Below are 16,612 nucleotides of genomic sequence, written 5' to 3'. Positions count from 1 at the left end.
CAAAGGAACACTTTGAACACACTCTACGACATCACCGCCGACAGCCTGTCCGGCACCCCCGTCAACCTCGGCCAATACAAGGGCCAGGTCCTGTTGATCGTCAACACCGCCAGCAAGTGCGGCTTCACGCCGCAGTACCAGGGCCTGGAGGCGATCTACCAGCAGTTCAAGGACCAGGGCGCGGTGGTGCTGGGCTTCCCCTGCAACCAGTTCGGCGCGCAGGAGCCGGGCCAGGCCGACGAGATCGGCGCCTTTTGCCAAAAGAACTACGGCGTCACCTTCCCGCTGTTCGCCAAGATCGACGTCAACGGCAACAACGCCCATCCGCTGTTCACTAAACTGAAAAAGGACGCCCCCGGCATCCTCGGCACCGAGGCCATCAAATGGAACTTCACCAAGTTCCTGATCCGCAAGGACGGCAGTGTCTACAAGCGCTACGCGCCCGCCACCAAGCCCGAGGAGCTGGCCGCCGACATCGCTAAACTGCTGACGGAATAAGACAGTCCCCTGCGGCAGGACATAAAAAAGTGTAAAAAGAGTGAAAACGTTTTCCAAAAAACGTGCTTTCGGTTAACTTTTCGGTAATAATGGCCGCTGGTCATTTCCAAGAATCGAATCCGCCGCCTATGTCGTTGTTTGGAAAACTACTGTCGCGCTGGATGCGGATGGGGACTTACTCCCGCTTGTTCTTCCCTATCTTCCTCATCATCGCCGTCGTGGTGGGCTTGCGATATACCTTGTTGTTCCAGTCCGAAACCGCTTACGCCAACGCCCGCTACCAGAAGGACGCCGGCGAACTGGGCGTGTACCTGCACAAGGCGCTGCTGCCGGCGCTGACCACGCCGGACCGCGCAGCCCTCGACAACACACTGGCCGGCGCCCTGCTGCTCGAGGCCGACCTGGTCGCGGCGCGGCTGGACTACGCCGGCGGCCACCTGGAAGCGCTGCGCAGCCCGGCGCCGCCGCCCGACTACCCGGACTGGTTCCGCAACCTCGACGGCCTGCAGCCGATCAACCGCACCGTCTACATCGGCAACGCCAGCCTGGTGCTGGCCTTCGAGCCGACGCTGCCGCTGGCCCAGGTGTGGCGCACGCTGCACCAGCAGGCCATGATCTCACTGGTGAACATCTCGATCATCTATGCGCTGCTGGGCATCATCATCTTCGCCAACCAGCGCATGCTGCAGCGCGTGACCGAGACCACCGCCCGCTTCCAGAACGGCGACCACGGCGTGCGCCTGCTGGTGCGCGGCACGCCCGAGGCACGCATGCTGGCCGTCACCTTCAACAACATGGCGCAGCGCGTGCAAGCGTTGGTGCACAAGCTGCAGCAAAGCCAGCACAAACTGAGCGAGCAGCTGGCGCAAACGCTGGAGGCGCAGGCGCTGCTGCAGGTGGAGAAGGAGCGCATCGAAGTCACGCTGGCCTCGATCGGCGACGCCGTCATCACCACCGATTTGAACGGCAAGATCGCCACCGTCAACGACGTCGCCGAGCAGCTCACCGGCTGGTCCGAGGCATGCGCGCGCGGCATGGAGCTGCATCAGGTGTTCGTGTTGGCGAATAACTTCGGCCAGCACTCGCTGCTCAAGGCGATGGCGCAGATCTACGCCGGCGGCGACGTGATCAAGGTCGGCAACCAGAGCCTGCGCAACCGCCTCGGCGAAATCATCACCGTCGAATACACCGCCAACGCGATCCGCACCGCACGCAACGAGGTACAGGGATCGGTGCTGGTGTTCCGCGATGTGACCGAGCGCCGCCAGCTGATGCAGCAGATCTCCTGGCAAAGCAACCACGACATCCTGACCGGCCTGCCCAACCGCGCGGCGCTGGCCAGCCGCTTCGAGCAGGAGGTGGCGCGCGCCCGCGAAGAAGGCTACCTGCTGGCCGTGTGCCTGTTCGACCTCGATCATTTCCAGCACGTGAACCAGACCATGGGCCAGCATGTCGGCGACGAGATCCTCAAGCAGGCCGCCAGCCGCCTGCACGATTTCGCCGGCCAGCGCCACTACGCGGCGCGCCTGGGCGGCGATGAATTCGTGCTGCTGCTGCCGGAGATGAATGGCCGCGCCGCCGTCGAGCAGGCGCTGGACCGCCTGATGACGGCGCTGTCGCGCGACTACGTTTGCGCGGGCAAGGCGGTCGCCATGTCGGCCAGCGCCGGCGTGGCGGTCTACACCGGCAACGAGATCAGCGCCGACAGCCTGCTGCGCCACGCCGACCAGGCGCTGTACCAGGCCAAGATCATGGGCCGCCACCGCTATCACTTCTTCGACGCCGACCTGGATGAACAGGTACGCACCCACCACAACCGCCGCACCGAGGTGCGCGCCGCGCTGCGCGCCGGCGAGCTGCGGCTCTACTACCAGCCCAAGCTGGACATGCGCAAGGGCCGCATCGTCGGCATGGAGGCGCTGCTGCGCTGGGCGCATCCGCTGCGCGGCGTGGTCGGGCCGATGGACTTCCTGCCCATCGTCGAACACAGCGACGTGATCGTCGACATCGGCGAGTGGGTGCTGCGCGAGGCCTTGCGCCAGCTGCAGTTCTGGCGCGCGTTCGACGCGCGCTGGGTCATCAGCGTGAACATCGCGGCGCGCCACTTCCAGCGCGCCGATTTCGTCGCCCGCCTGAAGGGCATCCTGGCCGAGTTCCCGGACGTGCCGCCGCATATGCTGGAGCTGGAGATACTGGAGTCGTCGGCGCTGAGCGACATCGCCCATGTGCGCAGCATCATGCTCGATTGCCAGGCGCTGGGCATCAGCTTCGCGCTGGACGATTTCGGCACCGGCTATTCGTCGATGTCCTATCTGAAGCGGCTGCCGGCGGACATGCTGAAGATCGACCAGAGCTTCGTGCGCAACATGCTGGTCGACCGCGACGACCTGCATTTGGTGAGCGCCGTCATCGGCCTGGCCAAGTCCTTCGGGCTGGGTGTGATCGCCGAGGGTGTGGAGACCATCGAACACGGCGCCATGCTGATGCGCCTGGGCTGCGATCTGGTGCAGGGCTACGGCATCGCCCGGCCAATGCCGGCGGACGACGTGCTGCCCTGGGTCGCCAGCTTCAACACGGCGGGCGTGTGGCAGGCGGCCGCGCAACTGCCGCCCATCCTCAACCTGCACGGCGAGCCGGCCGGCGGCACGGCGCAGATGCCGCTATTTATTCAGGGCTGAGTCGATCAGTTCAATCCAGTGCCTGACCGGCGTGTCCGTGCCCGATTGCAGGTGCGCGGTGCAGCCGACGTTGGCCGAGACGATGGCGGTGGCGCCGGTGTCGGCCAGGTTGGCCAGCTTGCGGTCGCGCAGCTGCAGCGACAATTCCGGCTGCAGCAGCGAATAGGTGCCCGCCGAGCCGCAGCACAGATGGCTGTCGGCGCACAGCACCACGTCCACGCCGACCGCGCGCAGCACGCCCTCCACCTTGCCGCGTATCTGCTGGCCGTGCTGCAGCGTGCATGGCGGGTGATAGGCCACACGCTCCCTGATGCTGACACGGCGCGCCAGTTCTTCCTCGAATTGCGGCATCACTTCGCTCAGGTCGCGCGTCAGCTCCGAGATGCGCTGCGCCCTGCCGGCGTAGGCGCTGTCGTGCGCCAGCAGATGGTCGTATTCCCTGACCGTGGCGCCGCAGCCGGACGCCGTCATCACGATGGCCTCCACCGCGCCGTCCTGCACATACGGCCACCAGGCGTCGACGTTGCGGCGCATGTCGTCCAGCGCGACCTCCTGGTCGTTGAGGTGGTGGCGCAGCGCTCCGCAGCAGCCGGCCTTGGGGGCGACGATCAGCTGCACGCCCAGCGCATCGAGCACGCGCGCGGTGGCGGCGTTGATGTTGGGTGCCATCGCCGGCTGCGTACAGCCTTCCAGCACCAGCATCTTGCGCGCGTGCTGGCGCGACGGCCACGTGCCGGCGCCTTGCATCGCAGGGATCTTGTCCTGCATCGCCGGCGAGAGCAGCGGCCGGAATATCTGCCCCGCGCGCAGCGCCGTCTTGAACAGTGCCTTGCGCGGCAGGGCTTCCTTCAACACCAGCCGCTTCATGCGCTCGGCGAACGGGCGTTGCACGCGCTCCTCCACCACTTTGCGGCCGATGTCGATCAGGCGGCCGTATTTGACGCCGGACGGACAGGTGGTTTCGCAATTGCGACAGGTCAAGCAGCGGTCCAGGTGGGTCTGGGTCTTGGCCGTCACCGGCGCGCCTTCCAGCACCTGCTTGATCAGGTAGATGCGGCCGCGCGGGCCATCCAGTTCGTCGCCCAGCAACTGGTAGGTGGGACAGGTGGCGGTGCAGAAGCCGCAGTGGACGCAGGCGCGCAGGATGGCGTCGGCCTCTTCGCCTTCGCGGGTGTGCTTGATGAAATCGGCGAGATTGGTTTGCATGGGGTTCGCTAGTACATGCGGCCGGGATTGAAGATCCCCGCCGGATCGAAGGACTGCTTGAGCCGCTCGTGGATCTTCGCCACGGCCGGCGCCAAAGGATGGAACACGCCGACGCTCTTGTCACCGCCACGGAACAGCGTGGCGTGGCCGCCGGCCGCAGCCACCGTGCGGCGGATTCCGGCCGCTTGTTCGGCGGCTTGGCCTACCGCCTGCCCGGCCGTTTGCCCTGCGGCTTGGCCTGCCGCTTGCCCGCCCGCTTGTCCGCCCACTTGTTCGACCGACTGTTCGGTACCGGTGGACTCCACCTTGAGCCAGCGCTGCGCCCCGCCCCACTCGATCAGCTGTTCGCCGCGCAGGATGATGGCGCTGGCCGCCGGCGGCACCGACAGCCGCCACAAGGCGCCACCGTCGAAATGGCTGTGCGTCTGGTCGCGCAATGAGGTCCAGAACGCCGCGTCGTCCGGCAGCGGCGCGCCGCCCAGTTTTCGCTGCGCCGCTTCCACCGCCGCCTCGGCGCCGGACAGCCGCAACGTCAGCACGCCCTGATGCCAGCAGCTGGCCGATATCGGCAGCGGCTGGCCGGCCCATTCGTTCAGATGACGAAGCGCGTCGATCTCGCTCATCTCGAAGCGCAGGCTGGCCTCGCGCAGCGGCACCGGCAGCACTTTGAGCGACACCTCCAGTATCAATCCCAGCGTGCCGAGCGAACCGGCCAGCAAGCGCGAGACATCGTAGCCAGCCACGTTCTTCATCACCTGGCCGCCGAAGCGCAGCGCCTCACCGTGGCCGTCCATCAGCACCGCGCCGAGCACGAAGTCGCGCACCGCGCCGGCGCTGGCGCGGCGCGGGCCGGACAAGGCGCTGGCCACCACGCCGCCAATGGTCGACGCGGCGCCGTAACGCGGCGGCTCGAACGCCAGCATCTGATGGTGCTGGGCCAGCAGCGCCTCGATCTCCGCCAGCGGCGTGCCGCAGCGGGCGGTGATCACCAATTCGGTAGGTTCGTAGGACACGATACCGGCATAGGCGCGCGTGTCGAACACCTCGCCGTCCAGCGACTGGCCGTACCAGTCCTTGGTGCCGCCGCCGCGCAGGCGCAGCTGGATGCCGTCGTCCTTCGCGGCGCGTATGCGGTCGCTGAACTGCCCGGCGATGTAGGATTCGTTCGTCATGTCGCTCCGTTCAAAAACGCGGCAGATGGGAGAACGGCAGCATGCCGCCGCTGACGCGCATCTTGCCGAATTCGGCGCAGCGGTTCAGCGTGGGAATGGCCTTGTCGGGATTGAGCAGGCCGGCCGGATCGAAGGCGCGCTTGACCGAGAAGAAGGCGTCCAGCTCCGCCGGCGCGAACTGCGCGCACATCGAATTGATCTTCTCGATGCCGACGCCATGCTCGCCGGTGATGGTGCCGCCCACTTCCACGCACAACGCCAGGATCTCGGCGCCGAAGGCCTCGGCGCGCTCGAATTCGTCGGGGATGTTGGCGTTGAACAGGATCAGCGGATGCAGGTTGCCGTCGCCGGCGTGGAACACGTTGGCGCAGCGCAGGCCGTATTTGACTTCCATCTGGGCGATCCCCTCCAGCACCTGGCCCAGGCGCTTGCGCGGGATGGTGCCGTCCATGCAGTAGTAGTCCGGCGAGATGCGGCCCGCCGCCGGGAAGGCGTTCTTGCGGCCGGACCAGAACTTCAACCGCTCCGCCTCCGACTGCGACACCGCGATGGCGCTGGCGCCGGCCGTGTTCAGCACCGCCGACATGCGCGCGATCTCCTCCTCCACTTCCTCGACGGTGCCGTCGGCCTCGCACAGCAGGATGGCGGCGGCCTCGGTGTCGTAGCCCGCCTTGACGAACGGTTCGACCATGCGCGACGAGGTCTGGTCCATCATCTCCAGCCCGGCCGGGATGATACCGGCCGCGATCAGCGCCGCCACCGCGTGGCAGCCCGCCGTCACTTCATTGAACGAGGCCATGATCACGCGCGCGGTGGCCGGCTTGGGCACCAGCTTGACCGTCACCTCGGTGACGATGCCCAGCATGCCCTCGGAGCCAATGAACACCGACAGCAGGTCCAGGCCCGGCGCGTCGAGCGACTCGCCGCCCAGTTCCACCACGTCGCCGTCCATGGTCACCATGCGCACGCGCAGCACGTTGTGCACCGTCAGGCCGTATTTGAGGCAGTGCACGCCGCCTGAGTTCTCGGCCACGTTGCCGCCGATGGTGCAGGCGATCTGCGACGATGGGTCGGGCGCGTAGTACAGCCCATGCTGCGCCGCCGCCTCCGAGATCGCCAGGTTGCGCACGCCCGGCTGCACCACGGCGGTCCGCGAGTAGGCGTCCATGCGCACGATGCGGTTCAGGCGCGCGGTCGACAGCACCACGCCGTCGGCGATCGGCATGGCACCGCCGGACAAGCCGGTGCCGGCGCCGCGCGGCACGATGGGCACGTTCAGCTCGCGGCACACCCGCAGCACGGCGGCGACCTGCTCTTCGCTGTCGGGCAGGACGACGATCATCGGCAACTGGCGGTAGGCGGCCAGGCCGTCGCATTCGTAGGGCCGGGTGTCTTCCGGCTCGGACAGGACAACGCGGGCCGGCAGCACATGCAGCAGCGCGGCGGCGACCTGCGCGCGGCGGGCGGCGATATCGGCCGATGTGGGCAACGTGGATATGGCAGTGTTCATGGAGCGGGCACCTGGAAGCACATGGTTATGCATCGATTGTAAGCACAAACGCACTGCAAGGCGAAATACCCGATTAAACTGTTGTATTCTTCCGGGCGCGACTCATCCACTTTTAGGAATCCATATGGGCAATCGACTCTCCAAAATCGCCACCCGCACCGGCGACGGCGGCACCACCGGCCTCGGTGACGGCAGCCGCACCGACAAGGACAGCGTGCGTATCCACTCGATCGGCGAAGTCGACGAGCTGAACTCGCACATCGGACTGCTGCTGTGCGAAGACATGCCGGCCGAGCTGCGCGAAGAGCTGGTCACGATCCAGCACGACCTGTTCGACCTGGGCGGCGAGTTGTGCATCCCCGGCTACCAGATGATCACCGAGGCGCACGTCGAGCGGCTCGACGCGCTGCTGGCCAAGTACAACGCCACCCTGCCGGCGCTGACGGAGTTCATCCTGCCGGCCGGCTCGCGCGCGGCTTCGCAGGCGCATGTGTGCCGCACCGTGTGCCGCCGCGCCGAACGCGCCATCGTCACGCTGGGCAAGGCCGAGACCATCCACGAGCATCCGCGCCAGTATGTGAACCGCTTGTCGGACTTGATGTTTGTGCTGTCGCGCGTGTTGAACCGCTACGCCGGCGGCAGCGACGTGCTGTGGCAGCACGAGCGCAAGCGCGGCTAAGGATCAGCGGTCCGACTGGAACAGCAGCGCCATGCCCTTGGCCATGCTGAGGCGCGAAGCGCTGGCCGGATAGGCGCTGGACACCAGCGCCATCTGGTCGCCATCGGACAGCTTGCGGTAGAAGCTGACCATGTCGGCGGCCGGCCAGCCCGCGCGGTGCGCCAGCACCATGCCCAATTGGTCCGCCTCGGATTCCTGCATGCTCGATAGCTTGGACAGCCGGATCTGCACCGACAGGTCGCTCTCCAGGCGCTCCATCACCACTTCCAGCGGCACCACCGGATAGCGGTTCAGGAATAGCGCTTCCGACAAGGTTTCGCGGTGATGTTCGGCCACCGCGTGGGCGATTTCGTGGCCCAGCAAGGTGGCCAGTTCGCCATCGCCGAGCGCCAGCTGGCGCACGAAGGCGCTGCCCACCAGGATTTTGCCGCCGGCCATGCAGATGGCGTCGACTTCGGCGTCGCTGGTGGTATGGAACTCCCACTCCCATCCGGCCACTTCGGGCTTCAGCGCCACGGCGGCGCGGACCAGGCCCGCGCCGATGGATTGCAGCCGCGCCAGCAGCACGCGGTCGTCATCGAGCCGTCCGCCAGCCGCCAGGCCGACCACGCGCTCGATATAGCGGTCCTCCACCGTGCTGGCCACTTCCTCGGCGCTGAAGCGCATTTCCTGCGCCCGGCCCGATTCCGGCACCTGCGCGCCCGCCATCCCGCAGGCGAACAACAAACCAGAGAAAAAGCAGGCGGCATGCATGGCGATATAAACCGAATAAACTGTTTATACCAAGATAGGATGCGTCCTCTCGATAGGCAAGAAAAAAGCCGCCCGAAGGCGGCTTTGAGCATAACAGCAACGGTCTTTAGCCGTTGTTGACCACCAGGCGCGGCTCGGCGGCGGCGTGGCGTTGCTTGATCGACGCGGTGATGCCGGCGCCGTCCAGGCCCACGCTGGCGAGCAGCTTGGCCGGGTCGCCGTGGTCGATGAACTTGTCCGGCAGGCCGAGCATCTGCAGCGGCTTGACGATGCCTTCGGCGGCCAGCGCTTCAGCCACGGCGGCGCCCGCGCCGCCCATGATGCAACCCTCTTCCACCGTCACCAGGTAATCGTGGCTGGCGGCCATCTGCTTGACCAGTTCCACATCAAGCGGTTTGACGAAGCGCATGTTGACCACCGTGGCGTCCAATGCCTCGCCCGCGGCCATCGCCGGCGCCACCATCGAGCCGAAGGCCAGGATGGCGATCTTCTGGCCCTGGCGCTTGATCTCGCCCTTGCCGATTTCAATCGCCGTCAGTTCCGGCTTGATCGCCACGCCGGCGCCGGCGCCGCGTGGATAGCGGATCGCCGCCGGCCCGTTGTAGCGGTAGCCGGTGGTGAGCATCTGGCGGCATTCGTTTTCGTCCGAGGCGGCCATGACCACCATGTTCGGGATGCAGCGCAGGTAGGCCATGTCGTAGTTGCCGGCGTGGGTGGCGCCGTCCGCGCCCACCAGGCCCGCGCGGTCCAGCGCGAAGGTCACGTCCAGGTTTTGCAGCGCCACGTCGTGAATCAATTGATCGTAGCCGCGCTGCAGGAAGGTGGAGTAGATCGCCACCACCGGCTTGAGGCCTTCGCAGGCCAAGCCGGCGCCGAAGGTCACCGCGTGCTGCTCGGCGATGCCGACGTCGAAGTAACGGTCAGGGAACTGCTGCTCGAAGCGCACCATGCCCGAGCCTTCGCGCATGGCCGGCGTGATGCCGACCAGCTTCTTGTCGGCGGCGGCCATGTCGCACAGCCAGGTGCCGAACACCTCGGTGTAGCTCATCTTGCCCGGCGCGGCGGCCGGCTTGATGCCTTCGGCCGGATTGAACTTGCCGGGACCGTGGTACAGCACCGGGTCGGCCTCGGCCAGCTTGTAGCCCTGGCCCTTCTTGGTGACCACGTGCAGGAACTGCGGGCCCTTGAGGTGCTTGATGTTCTGCAGCGTCGGCACCAGCGATTCGAGGTCGTGGCCGTCGATCGGGCCGATGTAGTTGAAGCCGAATTCCTCGAACATCGTGGCAGGCACCACCATGCCCTTGGCGTGTTCCTCCAGCCGCTTGGCCAGCTCCAGCACGGGGCCGGGCAGCACGGACTTGCCGACGTTCTTGGCGGCGGCGTAGAACTGGCCCGACATCAGGCGCGCCAGGTAGCGGTTCAGCGCGCCCACCGGCGGCGAGATCGACATGTCGTTGTCGTTCAGGATCACCAGCAGGTTCAGGTCTTCCTGCACGCCGGCGTTGTTGAGCGCCTCGAAGGCCATGCCGGCGGTCATCGAGCCGTCGCCGATGACGGCGATGGCGTGGCGCTGCTCGCCCTTGATCTTGGCCGCCTGCGCCATGCCCAGCGCGGCCGAGATCGACGTCGACGAGTGCGCCGTGCCGAAGGTGTCGTATTCGCTTTCGTCGCGCTTGGGGAAGCCGGAGATGCCGTTCAGCTGGCGCAGCGTGTTCATGCGCTCGCGGCGGCCGGTGAGGATCTTGTGCGAGTAGGTCTGGTGGCCCACGTCCCAGACGATGCGGTCGTGCGGCGTGTTGAACACGTAGTGCAGCGCCACGGTCAGCTCGACCGTGCCGAGGTTGGACGACAAATGGCCGCCGGTCTTCGAGACCGAATCCAGCAGGTAGCTGCGCAGTTCATGCGCGAGCGGCGTCAGTTGGGTGCGCGACAGCTTGCGCACGTCCGCCGGTGAATCTATGTTTTCGAGCAATTTCATTTATGCCTTCCGCTGCACGATCAAATCCGCGAGTTCGCGTAACCGCAGAGCTTTTTCTCCAAACGGCGCGAGCGCTGCGTGCGCGTCGAGCCGCAATGTTTCCGCCAGCGCGCGCGATGGCTCCAGACCCAGGATGGACACATAGGTCGGCTTGTTGTCGGCGGCGTCCTTGCCGGCAGTCTTGCCCAGCGTGGCCGAATCGGCCGTGGCGTCGAGCACGTCGTCCACCACCTGGAAGGCCAGGCCGATGGCGCGCGCGTAGGTGTTGAGCGCCTGCAGCTCGGCAGCGTCGAGCTCCTTGCCGGCCAGCGCGCCCAGCACCACGGCGGCGCGCAACAGCGCGCCGGTTTTGAGCTGGTGCATCTGCTCCAGCTGTTCCAGCGTCAGGCTCAGGCCCACGCTGTCGAGATCGATCGCCTGGCCGCCGCACATGCCGGCCGAACCGGACGCGTGCGCCAGCAGGCGCAGCATCGCCACCTGGCGCGCCGGCGGGATGGTGTCGGCCTCGGCCAGCACCAGGAAGGCCTGCGATTGCAGCGCGTCGCCCACCAGCAGCGCGGTCGCCTCGTCGTAGGCCACGTGCACCGTCGGCTTGCCGCGGCGCAGTTCATCGTCGTCCATGCACGGCATGTCGTCGTGCACCAGCGAATAGGCGTGGATCATTTCCACGGCGGCGGCGGCGCGGCTCAGGATGGCCGCGTCGGCGCCGAACAACGCGCCGGCCGCGTACACCAGCAGCGGACGCACGCGCTTGCCGCCACCCAGCAGCGCGTAGCGCATCGCCGCGTGCAGCTTGGTGGGTATCGTCGTGGCGGGGGGCAGGAAACCGGATAAATCGTTTTCCGATGCCGCCTGCACGGTCTTCATCCAGTCGTCGAAAGCGCCGTTCATAATTCGCCCTCGCCGGCTTCCGCGAACGGCTTGAGCATGTCGCCTTCCAGCACTTTGACCTGGGACTCCACTTTCTCCAGCTGGACGGCGCAGAACTTCACCAGCTCCGAGCCGCGCGCATAGGCGGCCACCGAGGCTTCCAGCGGCAGTTGGCCTGCCTCCATTTGTGCAACCAGCTGCGCCAGTTCCGCCATCGCTTCTTCGAACGAGGCGGGGGCGGTGGTCGCGTCGGCGGTTAATTTCTTAGACATAGTCACTCAGGTAAAAACACGTGCCAGCGCAGTGTAGCCCGTTATTTTAGAACAAACCACCTTATCCGGTGGAACTATAGCGGCCAGGCCGAGGGCGGAAACCATGGATTTTATCGCAATCGTCCCCATATCCCGCACAATCATGTAATTTTCACCATCATTTGCGCGAAAAACGAGCACATCCGCTCGTCTGGCCGGGGTGAAACACGGTATAATCGCCGGTTCTGTCCGAAATACCATTTTCAACAACTTTGAATTCAGGTCTTTACGGATTCTGTCTCTCTTTGGTTTGATGTACATATTAAGGGGGGTTGGGATGTCCGATCTGGCTACCCACGCCAAGCTGGCGCGTTCAAACGCGCAACTTCCGGTTGACGTCTATTTTGACGAAGCGCTGTTACAGCGCGAAATGCAGCAATTATTCCAGGCTGGCCCGCGATATATCGGGCACGAGCTGATGGTGCCGAACGTCGGCGACTTCGCGACCCTCGTCTCTGAAGACGAAGGGCGTATGCTGGTGCGCAACGCCAACGGGCTGGAGGTGCTGTCCAACGTCTGCCGCCACCGCCAGGCGCTGATGTTCAATGGGCGCGGCAACGCCAACAACATCGTCTGTCCGCTGCACCGCTGGACCTACGACCTCAAGGGCGAGTTGATCGGCGCGCCGCATTTCCCGGAAACGCCTTGCCTGAACCTGCCCAAGACCAAGCTGCAAAGCTGGAACGGCCTGCTGTTCGAGCAGAACGGCTACGACGTCATGGACAAGCTCAAGGAGCTGTCGGTGACCAAGGACCTGGATTTCTCCGGCTATATGTTCGACCACGTCGAGGTGCACAACTGCGACTACAACTGGAAGACTTTCATTGAAGTCTATCTGGAGGACTATCACGTCGAGCCTTTCCACCCGGGCCTGGGCGGCTTCGTCAGCTGCGACGACCTGCGTTGGGAATTCGGCCGCGACTACAGCGTGCAGACCGTTGGCGTGAACAAGGGCTTGCGCAAGTCCGGCTCCGAGATCTACAAGCGCTGGCAGGAGCAGGTGCTCAAGTTCCGCGGCGGCGAACCGCCACCGTACGGCGCGATCTGGCTGACGCTGTATCCGAACATCATGGTCGAGTGGTATCCGCATGTGCTGATCGTCTCGACGCTGTGGCCGGACGGCCCGCAGCGCACCAAGAACGTGGTGGAGTTCTACTACCCCGAGGAGATCGTGCTGTTCGAGCGCGAGTTCATCGAGGCCGAGCGCGCAGCCTACATGGAAACCTGCGTCGAGGACGACGAGATCGGCCAGCGCATGGACGCCGGCCGCAAGGCGCTGATGAAGCGCGGCACCACCGATGCAGGTCCTTACCAGTCGCCGATGGAAGACGGCATGCAGCACTTCCACGAGTGGTACCGGGCCAATATCGATCTCTAGGAAGCCGATGCAGTCACTTTGGATGTTGTTCGCCAGTTTCATGTTCGCCGCGATGGGGGTGTGCGTGAAGCTGGCCTCGGAGCAGTTCTCCACATCCGAAATCGTCATGTACCGCGGCGTGGTGGGCGTGGTCGTGCTGTTCATCGCCATCAAACTGCAAGGCGGCAAATTCACCACCAGCATGCCCGGCGCCCATTTGTGGCGCGGGCTGGTCGGCGTGGTGTCGCTGTGGCTGTGGTTCTACGCCATCGCCAAGCTGCCGCTGGCCACCGCCATGACCCTCAACTACATGGCGCCGATCTGGATCGCCGTGTGGCTGTTCGCGCTCGGCTGGTGGCATGCCAAAAACCAGGTCCGGTGGCCGCTGCTGGCGGCGGTCGGCATGAGCTTTGTCGGCGTCACGCTGCTGCTGCAGCCGGCCTTCCACTCCAATCAACTGACGCCGGCGCTGATCGCGCTCACTTCCAGCGTGCTGTCGGCCATGGCCTACCTGCAGGTGCGCAAGCTTGGGCTGGCGGGCGAGCCCGAGAACCGCGTGGTGTTCTACTTCGCGATCATGAATCTGGTGGCCGGCATCGCCGGCAATTATGCGCAGGCCGGCGGACAGGGCGTCGTGTGGCATCCGATCACCAGTTGGCACGGCGGCTTGCTGTTGCTGGGCATCGGCATCTGCGCCACCAGCGCGCAGATCGCCATGACGCGCGCTTATCGCCTGGGGCAGACGCTGGTGGTGGCCAATCTGCAGTACACCGGCATCGTGTTTTCCAGCGTGTGGGGCGTGTTCGTGTTCGGCGACGTGTTCAGCTGGCACAGCTGGGCGGGCATAGTCGTGATCCTGGTGTCCGGTGTGGCCACAACGTTTTACAATACGCGTAACACCGAGCGCGGTAAGGCGATAGCCATTACCGATCCAATTGCGAGCGAAGTTTAAGGAAACCCGGAACATGCACACTACCCTGATCAGCGCCACCGACCTTTCCCAGCATTTGACCGACGACAATTGGGTGATACTCGATTGCCGCCATGACCTGATGAATCCGAACGCGGGCCGCGACGGCTTTGCCATCGGCCATATCCAGAACGCGCAGTTCGCCAACATCGATACCGATTTGTCGGGCGCCAAGGCGGGCGCGGATGGCAAGTTCCGTGGCCGTCATCCGCTGCCGGAGCGCGCGGCGCTGATCGAGACGCTGCGCGGCTGGGGCATCAACGACGATACGCAAGTGGTGGCGTATGACGCGCACGGCGGCATGTTCGCGGCACGCCTGTGGTGGCTGCTGCGCTGGGTGGGTCATCCGGCGGTGGCGGTGCTGGACGGCGGCCTGGCCGCCTGGCAGGCGCAGGGTTTGCCGATGGTGACGCCGGTGGTTGCGCGCGCACGCGGCGCGATCAGCGAGCGGGCGTCGCTGGTGCCGACGGTGTCGGTGGAGGACGTGGTGGCGAATCTGGTCACGCAGGCGCGCACGGTGGTGGATGCCCGCGCGGCCGACCGTTATCGCGGCGAGAACGAGACCATCGATCCGGTGGGCGGCCATATTCCGGGAGCGAAGAACCGCTTCTTCAAGGACAACCTGAACGCAGACGGCCGCTTCAAGGGCGCCGCGCAGTTGAGGGATGAATTCGCGCCGCTGTTCGCCAGCGCGCCGCAGGCGATCATGCAATGCGGCTCGGGCGTGACGGCCTGCCACAACCTGCTGGCACTGGAAGTGGCGGGCTTGCCCGGCGCCGCGCTCTACCCCGGCTCCTGGAGCGAATGGTGCGCCGATCCGGCCCGGCCGGTGGCGACTGGCGCTTAAGCAGCGCATGCCAGCTTAGTCAGGCTTACGCTTGGGCTTGGCGTGGGCTGCCAGAATACGTCGAGCCTCCGCCATCACCTCTTCATGCGGTATTGTGCGACCTGCCGCAATATCCGCGTCAGCGTCCAAGCTAGCTTGGACGCTTTCCTCAATATCTTGAAAGCCATAGCGATAGACCGCAGGCCAAAGCTCTTCCGCAGTCAACCCCGCAAGAACGGCAAGCTTATCAAGGCGAACGCGATCCTGCGCGGTGAGCGCGGCGAATGCTTCAGCTTGCTTATTGGATTTGCTTACCATGACCCTCACGATACTCGCGGCGCCGCCGGCCGGCGCTTACGACTTACGTGTTTGGCGCGCCCAGCGCGTCACTCTGACTTCGTCGTTGGCCACATAATATTCAATAACGTGACCCGTCCTGGGTATCGGGAATCGCCTTCGCCCCAGCCGACTCACCGGCGTTCCCATCCCCGGTTGCAATGCGATCATATCGAGTGCTTTTTCGACCCGTTCGGCCACGAGGTCCGCCGCGCGGCGGTCCTGTTCGGCGATATAGACGATCGACCGGGAATAAGCTTTTCGCGCACTGGGTAGCCAGCGCACCCGAAGACTACCCGATCCGGCGTTTCCGCTTGCCATGAATGGCGATCAGCTGACGTGCTTCCGCCATAACTTCGGCGTTATCGATACCGGCGTTGTGTTTAAAGTACTCGTCGGCTTCCAGGTCCGCCAGTATCCCTTCCTCAACATCGTCAAACCCGTAGCGCCAGACGTCCGGCCAAAGTAGTTCCGGACTCAGTTGAGCAAGCGCAGCCAACCGCTCTAGGCGAGCTCGATCCTCCGCTGTGAGCGCGGTGAATGCTTCAGCTTGCTTATCGGGTTTGCTGTCCATGACCGCCATGATACTCCCGGCGCCGCATGGTGCAAGGCGCGCCGGGTTGAGCGGCGTCAGTGGCCGTGGGTCAGGAATAGGACGATGATGACGCCCAGTGCGATCAGCAGCACTTGCGGAATGGTTTCGCGCAGCGTGGCGCGGCGTTGCATCTGCGGCATGAGGTCGCTGACGGCGATGTAGATGAAGCCCGACGACGCGAACACCAGCACATACGGGATCAGGCTGCTGGCGCGGTCCAGCGTGTAGTAGCCCAGCAGGCCGCCGGCGATCGACAACAGGCTGCACAGCAAGTTGTAGACGTAGGCCCGCGTGCGTGTGAAGCCGGCGTTGAGCAGTACGATGAAGTCACCGATCTCCTGCGGTATCTCGTGCGCGATGATGGCCAGCCCCGTCACCAGCCCCAGCTCGGGATTGGCTAGGAAGGCCGCCGCGATCAGGATGCCGTCGGTGAAGTTGTGCATGCCGTCGCCGACCAGGATCATCCAGCCGGCCTTGCCCGCCTCGCGCTTGTCGTGGCCGTGATGGTGGTGGTGGCCGTCGCCCTCGTGGTGGTGCGAGTGGCGCAGGATGGCCATCTTCTCCAGCAGGAAGAAGGCCAGCAATCCGCCCAGCAGCGTGCCAAACAGGCTGCGCGCGCTGGCCTGCGATTCGAACGCTTCAGGCAAGGCGTGCAGCAGGGAGGTCGACAGCATGATGCCCACCGACAGGCTGACCATGCGCTCCACCACCTTGGACAGCAGCGTAAACGAGAACACCGCGGCAGCGGTGATGCTGACGACGCCGGCAACCGTGGTGGCCAGTAGGATGGAGATGAGTACGGGATCGATGTTATAGCCTCTTGTAGCAGGGACCGTGCCGCTGCGCGCGGGCCGGGGGCGTTATTTTACCGCC

General features: G+C 65.2%; 18 protein-coding genes. 6 read left to right on the top strand and 12 right to left on the bottom strand.

Features of this window, described 5'->3' with window-relative positions:
• The first annotated feature begins 12 nt into the window (after window positions 1-12).
• Complete coding sequence (locus ACUJB0_RS10070; protein WP_444845098.1) at window positions 13-498, top strand: glutathione peroxidase; 486 nt, start codon at window positions 13-15, stop codon at window positions 496-498.
• Window positions 499-665: 167 nt separating this feature from the next.
• Window positions 666-3,176, top strand: a complete 2,511-nt coding sequence (locus ACUJB0_RS10065; RefSeq protein WP_444845097.1) for an EAL domain-containing protein — start codon at window positions 666-668, stop codon at window positions 3,174-3,176.
• On the opposite strand, the gene glcF is transcribed toward ACUJB0_RS10065, so the two are convergent.
• The 3 genes from glcF to ACUJB0_RS10050 are packed head-to-tail and all read right to left on the bottom strand — an operon-like array spanning window position 3,159 to window position 7,064.
• Complete coding sequence (gene glcF, locus ACUJB0_RS10060; protein ID WP_444845096.1) at window positions 3,159-4,382, bottom strand: glycolate oxidase subunit GlcF; 1,224 nt, start codon at window positions 4,380-4,382, stop codon at window positions 3,159-3,161. The two genes, ACUJB0_RS10065 and glcF, sit on opposite strands and share 18 nt — an antisense overlap.
• Before the next feature lie 8 nt (window positions 4,383-4,390).
• Window positions 4,391-5,554 (bottom strand): glycolate oxidase subunit GlcE, encoded by a 1,164-nt coding sequence (gene glcE, locus ACUJB0_RS10055; RefSeq protein ID WP_444845095.1) that lies wholly within the window; start codon window positions 5,552-5,554, stop codon window positions 4,391-4,393.
• 10 nt (window positions 5,555-5,564) lie between these two features.
• Window positions 5,565-7,064: an FAD-linked oxidase C-terminal domain-containing protein gene (locus ACUJB0_RS10050; protein ID WP_444845094.1), complete on the bottom strand. Its 1,500-nt coding sequence runs from the start codon at window positions 7,062-7,064 to the stop codon at window positions 5,565-5,567.
• Window positions 7,065-7,188: 124 nt separating this feature from the next.
• On the opposite strand from ACUJB0_RS10050, the gene ACUJB0_RS10045 reads away from it, so the two are divergent.
• Window positions 7,189-7,743: a cob(I)yrinic acid a,c-diamide adenosyltransferase gene (locus ACUJB0_RS10045; RefSeq protein ID WP_117012940.1), complete on the top strand. Its 555-nt coding sequence runs from the start codon at window positions 7,189-7,191 to the stop codon at window positions 7,741-7,743.
• Window positions 7,744-7,746: 3 nt separating this feature from the next.
• On the opposite strand, the gene ACUJB0_RS10040 is transcribed toward ACUJB0_RS10045, so the two are convergent.
• The 5 genes from ACUJB0_RS10040 to ACUJB0_RS10020 form a co-directional block, all read right to left on the bottom strand.
• Window positions 7,747-8,496, bottom strand: a complete 750-nt coding sequence (locus ACUJB0_RS10040) for a M48 family metalloprotease (protein WP_444845093.1) — start codon at window positions 8,494-8,496, stop codon at window positions 7,747-7,749.
• A 106-nt stretch (window positions 8,497-8,602) separates the two neighbouring features.
• Complete coding sequence (gene dxs / locus ACUJB0_RS10035; protein ID WP_444845092.1) at window positions 8,603-10,474, bottom strand: 1-deoxy-D-xylulose-5-phosphate synthase; 1,872 nt, start codon at window positions 10,472-10,474, stop codon at window positions 8,603-8,605.
• Window positions 10,475-11,365, bottom strand: a complete 891-nt coding sequence (locus ACUJB0_RS10030; protein WP_444845091.1) for a polyprenyl synthetase family protein — start codon at window positions 11,363-11,365, stop codon at window positions 10,475-10,477.
• Window positions 11,362-11,616, bottom strand: coding sequence for an exodeoxyribonuclease VII small subunit (locus tag ACUJB0_RS10025; protein WP_161082511.1), 255 nt, complete (start codon window positions 11,614-11,616; stop codon window positions 11,362-11,364). The genes ACUJB0_RS10030 and ACUJB0_RS10025 overlap by 4 nt, the downstream gene beginning before the upstream one ends.
• Window positions 11,617-11,622: 6 nt before the next feature.
• Window positions 11,623-11,916: a hypothetical protein gene (locus ACUJB0_RS10020; RefSeq protein ID WP_444845090.1), complete on the bottom strand. Its 294-nt coding sequence runs from the start codon at window positions 11,914-11,916 to the stop codon at window positions 11,623-11,625.
• 16 nt (window positions 11,917-11,932) lie between these two features.
• Here ACUJB0_RS10020 and ACUJB0_RS10015 point away from each other — a divergent pair, with 16 nt between their 5' ends.
• Genes ACUJB0_RS10015 through ACUJB0_RS10005 form a run of 3 tightly spaced genes read left to right on the top strand, consistent with a single transcriptional unit; the run spans window position 11,933 to window position 14,829 of the window.
• Window positions 11,933-13,033: an aromatic ring-hydroxylating oxygenase subunit alpha gene (locus tag ACUJB0_RS10015; RefSeq protein ID WP_161082510.1), complete on the top strand. Its 1,101-nt coding sequence runs from the start codon at window positions 11,933-11,935 to the stop codon at window positions 13,031-13,033.
• Between the two features lie 7 nt (window positions 13,034-13,040).
• Window positions 13,041-13,964 carry a DMT family transporter gene (locus ACUJB0_RS10010; RefSeq protein WP_444845089.1) on the top strand — a complete coding sequence of 308 codons (924 nt, stop codon included), beginning with the start codon at window positions 13,041-13,043 and terminating at the stop codon, window positions 13,962-13,964.
• Between the two features lie 13 nt (window positions 13,965-13,977).
• Window positions 13,978-14,829 (top strand): sulfurtransferase, encoded by an 852-nt coding sequence (locus tag ACUJB0_RS10005; protein ID WP_444845088.1) that lies wholly within the window; start codon window positions 13,978-13,980, stop codon window positions 14,827-14,829.
• Between the two features lie 15 nt (window positions 14,830-14,844).
• Here the strand turns inward: ACUJB0_RS10005 and ACUJB0_RS10000 are convergent, their stop codons facing one another.
• Genes ACUJB0_RS10000 through ACUJB0_RS09985 form a run of 4 tightly spaced genes read right to left on the bottom strand, consistent with a single transcriptional unit; the run spans window position 14,845 to window position 16,527 of the window.
• Window positions 14,845-15,126 carry a hypothetical protein gene (locus ACUJB0_RS10000; protein WP_444845087.1) on the bottom strand — a complete coding sequence of 94 codons (282 nt, stop codon included), beginning with the start codon at window positions 15,124-15,126 and terminating at the stop codon, window positions 14,845-14,847.
• A 36-nt stretch (window positions 15,127-15,162) separates the two neighbouring features.
• Window positions 15,163-15,465 carry a type II toxin-antitoxin system RelE/ParE family toxin gene (locus ACUJB0_RS09995; RefSeq protein ID WP_161082507.1) on the bottom strand — a complete coding sequence of 101 codons (303 nt, stop codon included), beginning with the start codon at window positions 15,463-15,465 and terminating at the stop codon, window positions 15,163-15,165.
• A complete protein-coding gene (locus ACUJB0_RS09990) occupies window positions 15,437-15,727 on the bottom strand; it encodes a hypothetical protein (protein ID WP_444845086.1) in 291 nt (96 codons plus the stop codon). Before ACUJB0_RS09990 ends, ACUJB0_RS09995 begins: the two co-directional genes overlap by 29 nt.
• A gap of 47 nt (window positions 15,728-15,774) precedes the next feature.
• Complete coding sequence (locus ACUJB0_RS09985; RefSeq protein ID WP_444845555.1) at window positions 15,775-16,527, bottom strand: ZIP family metal transporter; 753 nt, start codon at window positions 16,525-16,527, stop codon at window positions 15,775-15,777.
• Window positions 16,528-16,612 lie beyond the last annotated feature (85 nt).

Origin of the sequence: Duganella caerulea (genome assembly GCF_040362985.1) — a bacterium.
Classification (GTDB): Bacteria; Pseudomonadota; Gammaproteobacteria; order Burkholderiales; family Burkholderiaceae_D; genus Rugamonas; species Rugamonas vulcania.
Note: the sequence above shows the minus strand (reverse complement) of the source record. Positions and strands in the feature narration are given on the sequence as shown.

What these genes read in the sequence shown, in the direction of transcription:
- ACUJB0_RS10050 (WP_444845094.1), bottom strand. Translation starts at nt 7,064, where the DNA reads ATGAACACTGCCATATCCACGTTGCCCACATCGGCCGATATCGCCGCC.
- ACUJB0_RS10045 (WP_117012940.1), top strand. Translation starts at nt 7,189, where the DNA reads ATGGGCAATCGACTCTCCAAAATCGCCACCCGCACCGGCGACGGCGGC.
- ACUJB0_RS09995 (WP_161082507.1), bottom strand. Translation starts at nt 15,465, where the DNA reads ATGGCAAGCGGAAACGCCGGATCGGGTAGTCTTCGGGTGCGCTGGCTA.
- ACUJB0_RS09990 (WP_444845086.1), bottom strand. Translation starts at nt 15,727, where the DNA reads ATGGCGGTCATGGACAGCAAACCCGATAAGCAAGCTGAAGCATTCACC.
- glcE (WP_444845095.1), bottom strand. Translation starts at nt 5,554, where the DNA reads ATGACGAACGAATCCTACATCGCCGGGCAGTTCAGCGACCGCATACGC.
- glcF (WP_444845096.1), bottom strand. Translation starts at nt 4,382, where the DNA reads ATGCAAACCAATCTCGCCGATTTCATCAAGCACACCCGCGAAGGCGAA.
- ACUJB0_RS10025 (WP_161082511.1), bottom strand. Translation starts at nt 11,616, where the DNA reads ATGTCTAAGAAATTAACCGCCGACGCGACCACCGCCCCCGCCTCGTTC.
- ACUJB0_RS10010 (WP_444845089.1), top strand. Translation starts at nt 13,041, where the DNA reads ATGCAGTCACTTTGGATGTTGTTCGCCAGTTTCATGTTCGCCGCGATG.
- ACUJB0_RS10030 (WP_444845091.1), bottom strand. Translation starts at nt 11,365, where the DNA reads ATGAACGGCGCTTTCGACGACTGGATGAAGACCGTGCAGGCGGCATCG.
- ACUJB0_RS10065 (WP_444845097.1), top strand. Translation starts at nt 666, where the DNA reads ATGGGGACTTACTCCCGCTTGTTCTTCCCTATCTTCCTCATCATCGCC.
- ACUJB0_RS10015 (WP_161082510.1), top strand. Translation starts at nt 11,933, where the DNA reads ATGTCCGATCTGGCTACCCACGCCAAGCTGGCGCGTTCAAACGCGCAA.
- ACUJB0_RS10040 (WP_444845093.1), bottom strand. Translation starts at nt 8,496, where the DNA reads ATGCATGCCGCCTGCTTTTTCTCTGGTTTGTTGTTCGCCTGCGGGATG.
- dxs (WP_444845092.1), bottom strand. Translation starts at nt 10,474, where the DNA reads ATGAAATTGCTCGAAAACATAGATTCACCGGCGGACGTGCGCAAGCTG.
- ACUJB0_RS10000 (WP_444845087.1), bottom strand. Translation starts at nt 15,126, where the DNA reads ATGGTAAGCAAATCCAATAAGCAAGCTGAAGCATTCGCCGCGCTCACC.
- ACUJB0_RS10005 (WP_444845088.1), top strand. Translation starts at nt 13,978, where the DNA reads ATGCACACTACCCTGATCAGCGCCACCGACCTTTCCCAGCATTTGACC.
- ACUJB0_RS10020 (WP_444845090.1), bottom strand. Translation starts at nt 11,916, where the DNA reads ATGTACATCAAACCAAAGAGAGACAGAATCCGTAAAGACCTGAATTCA.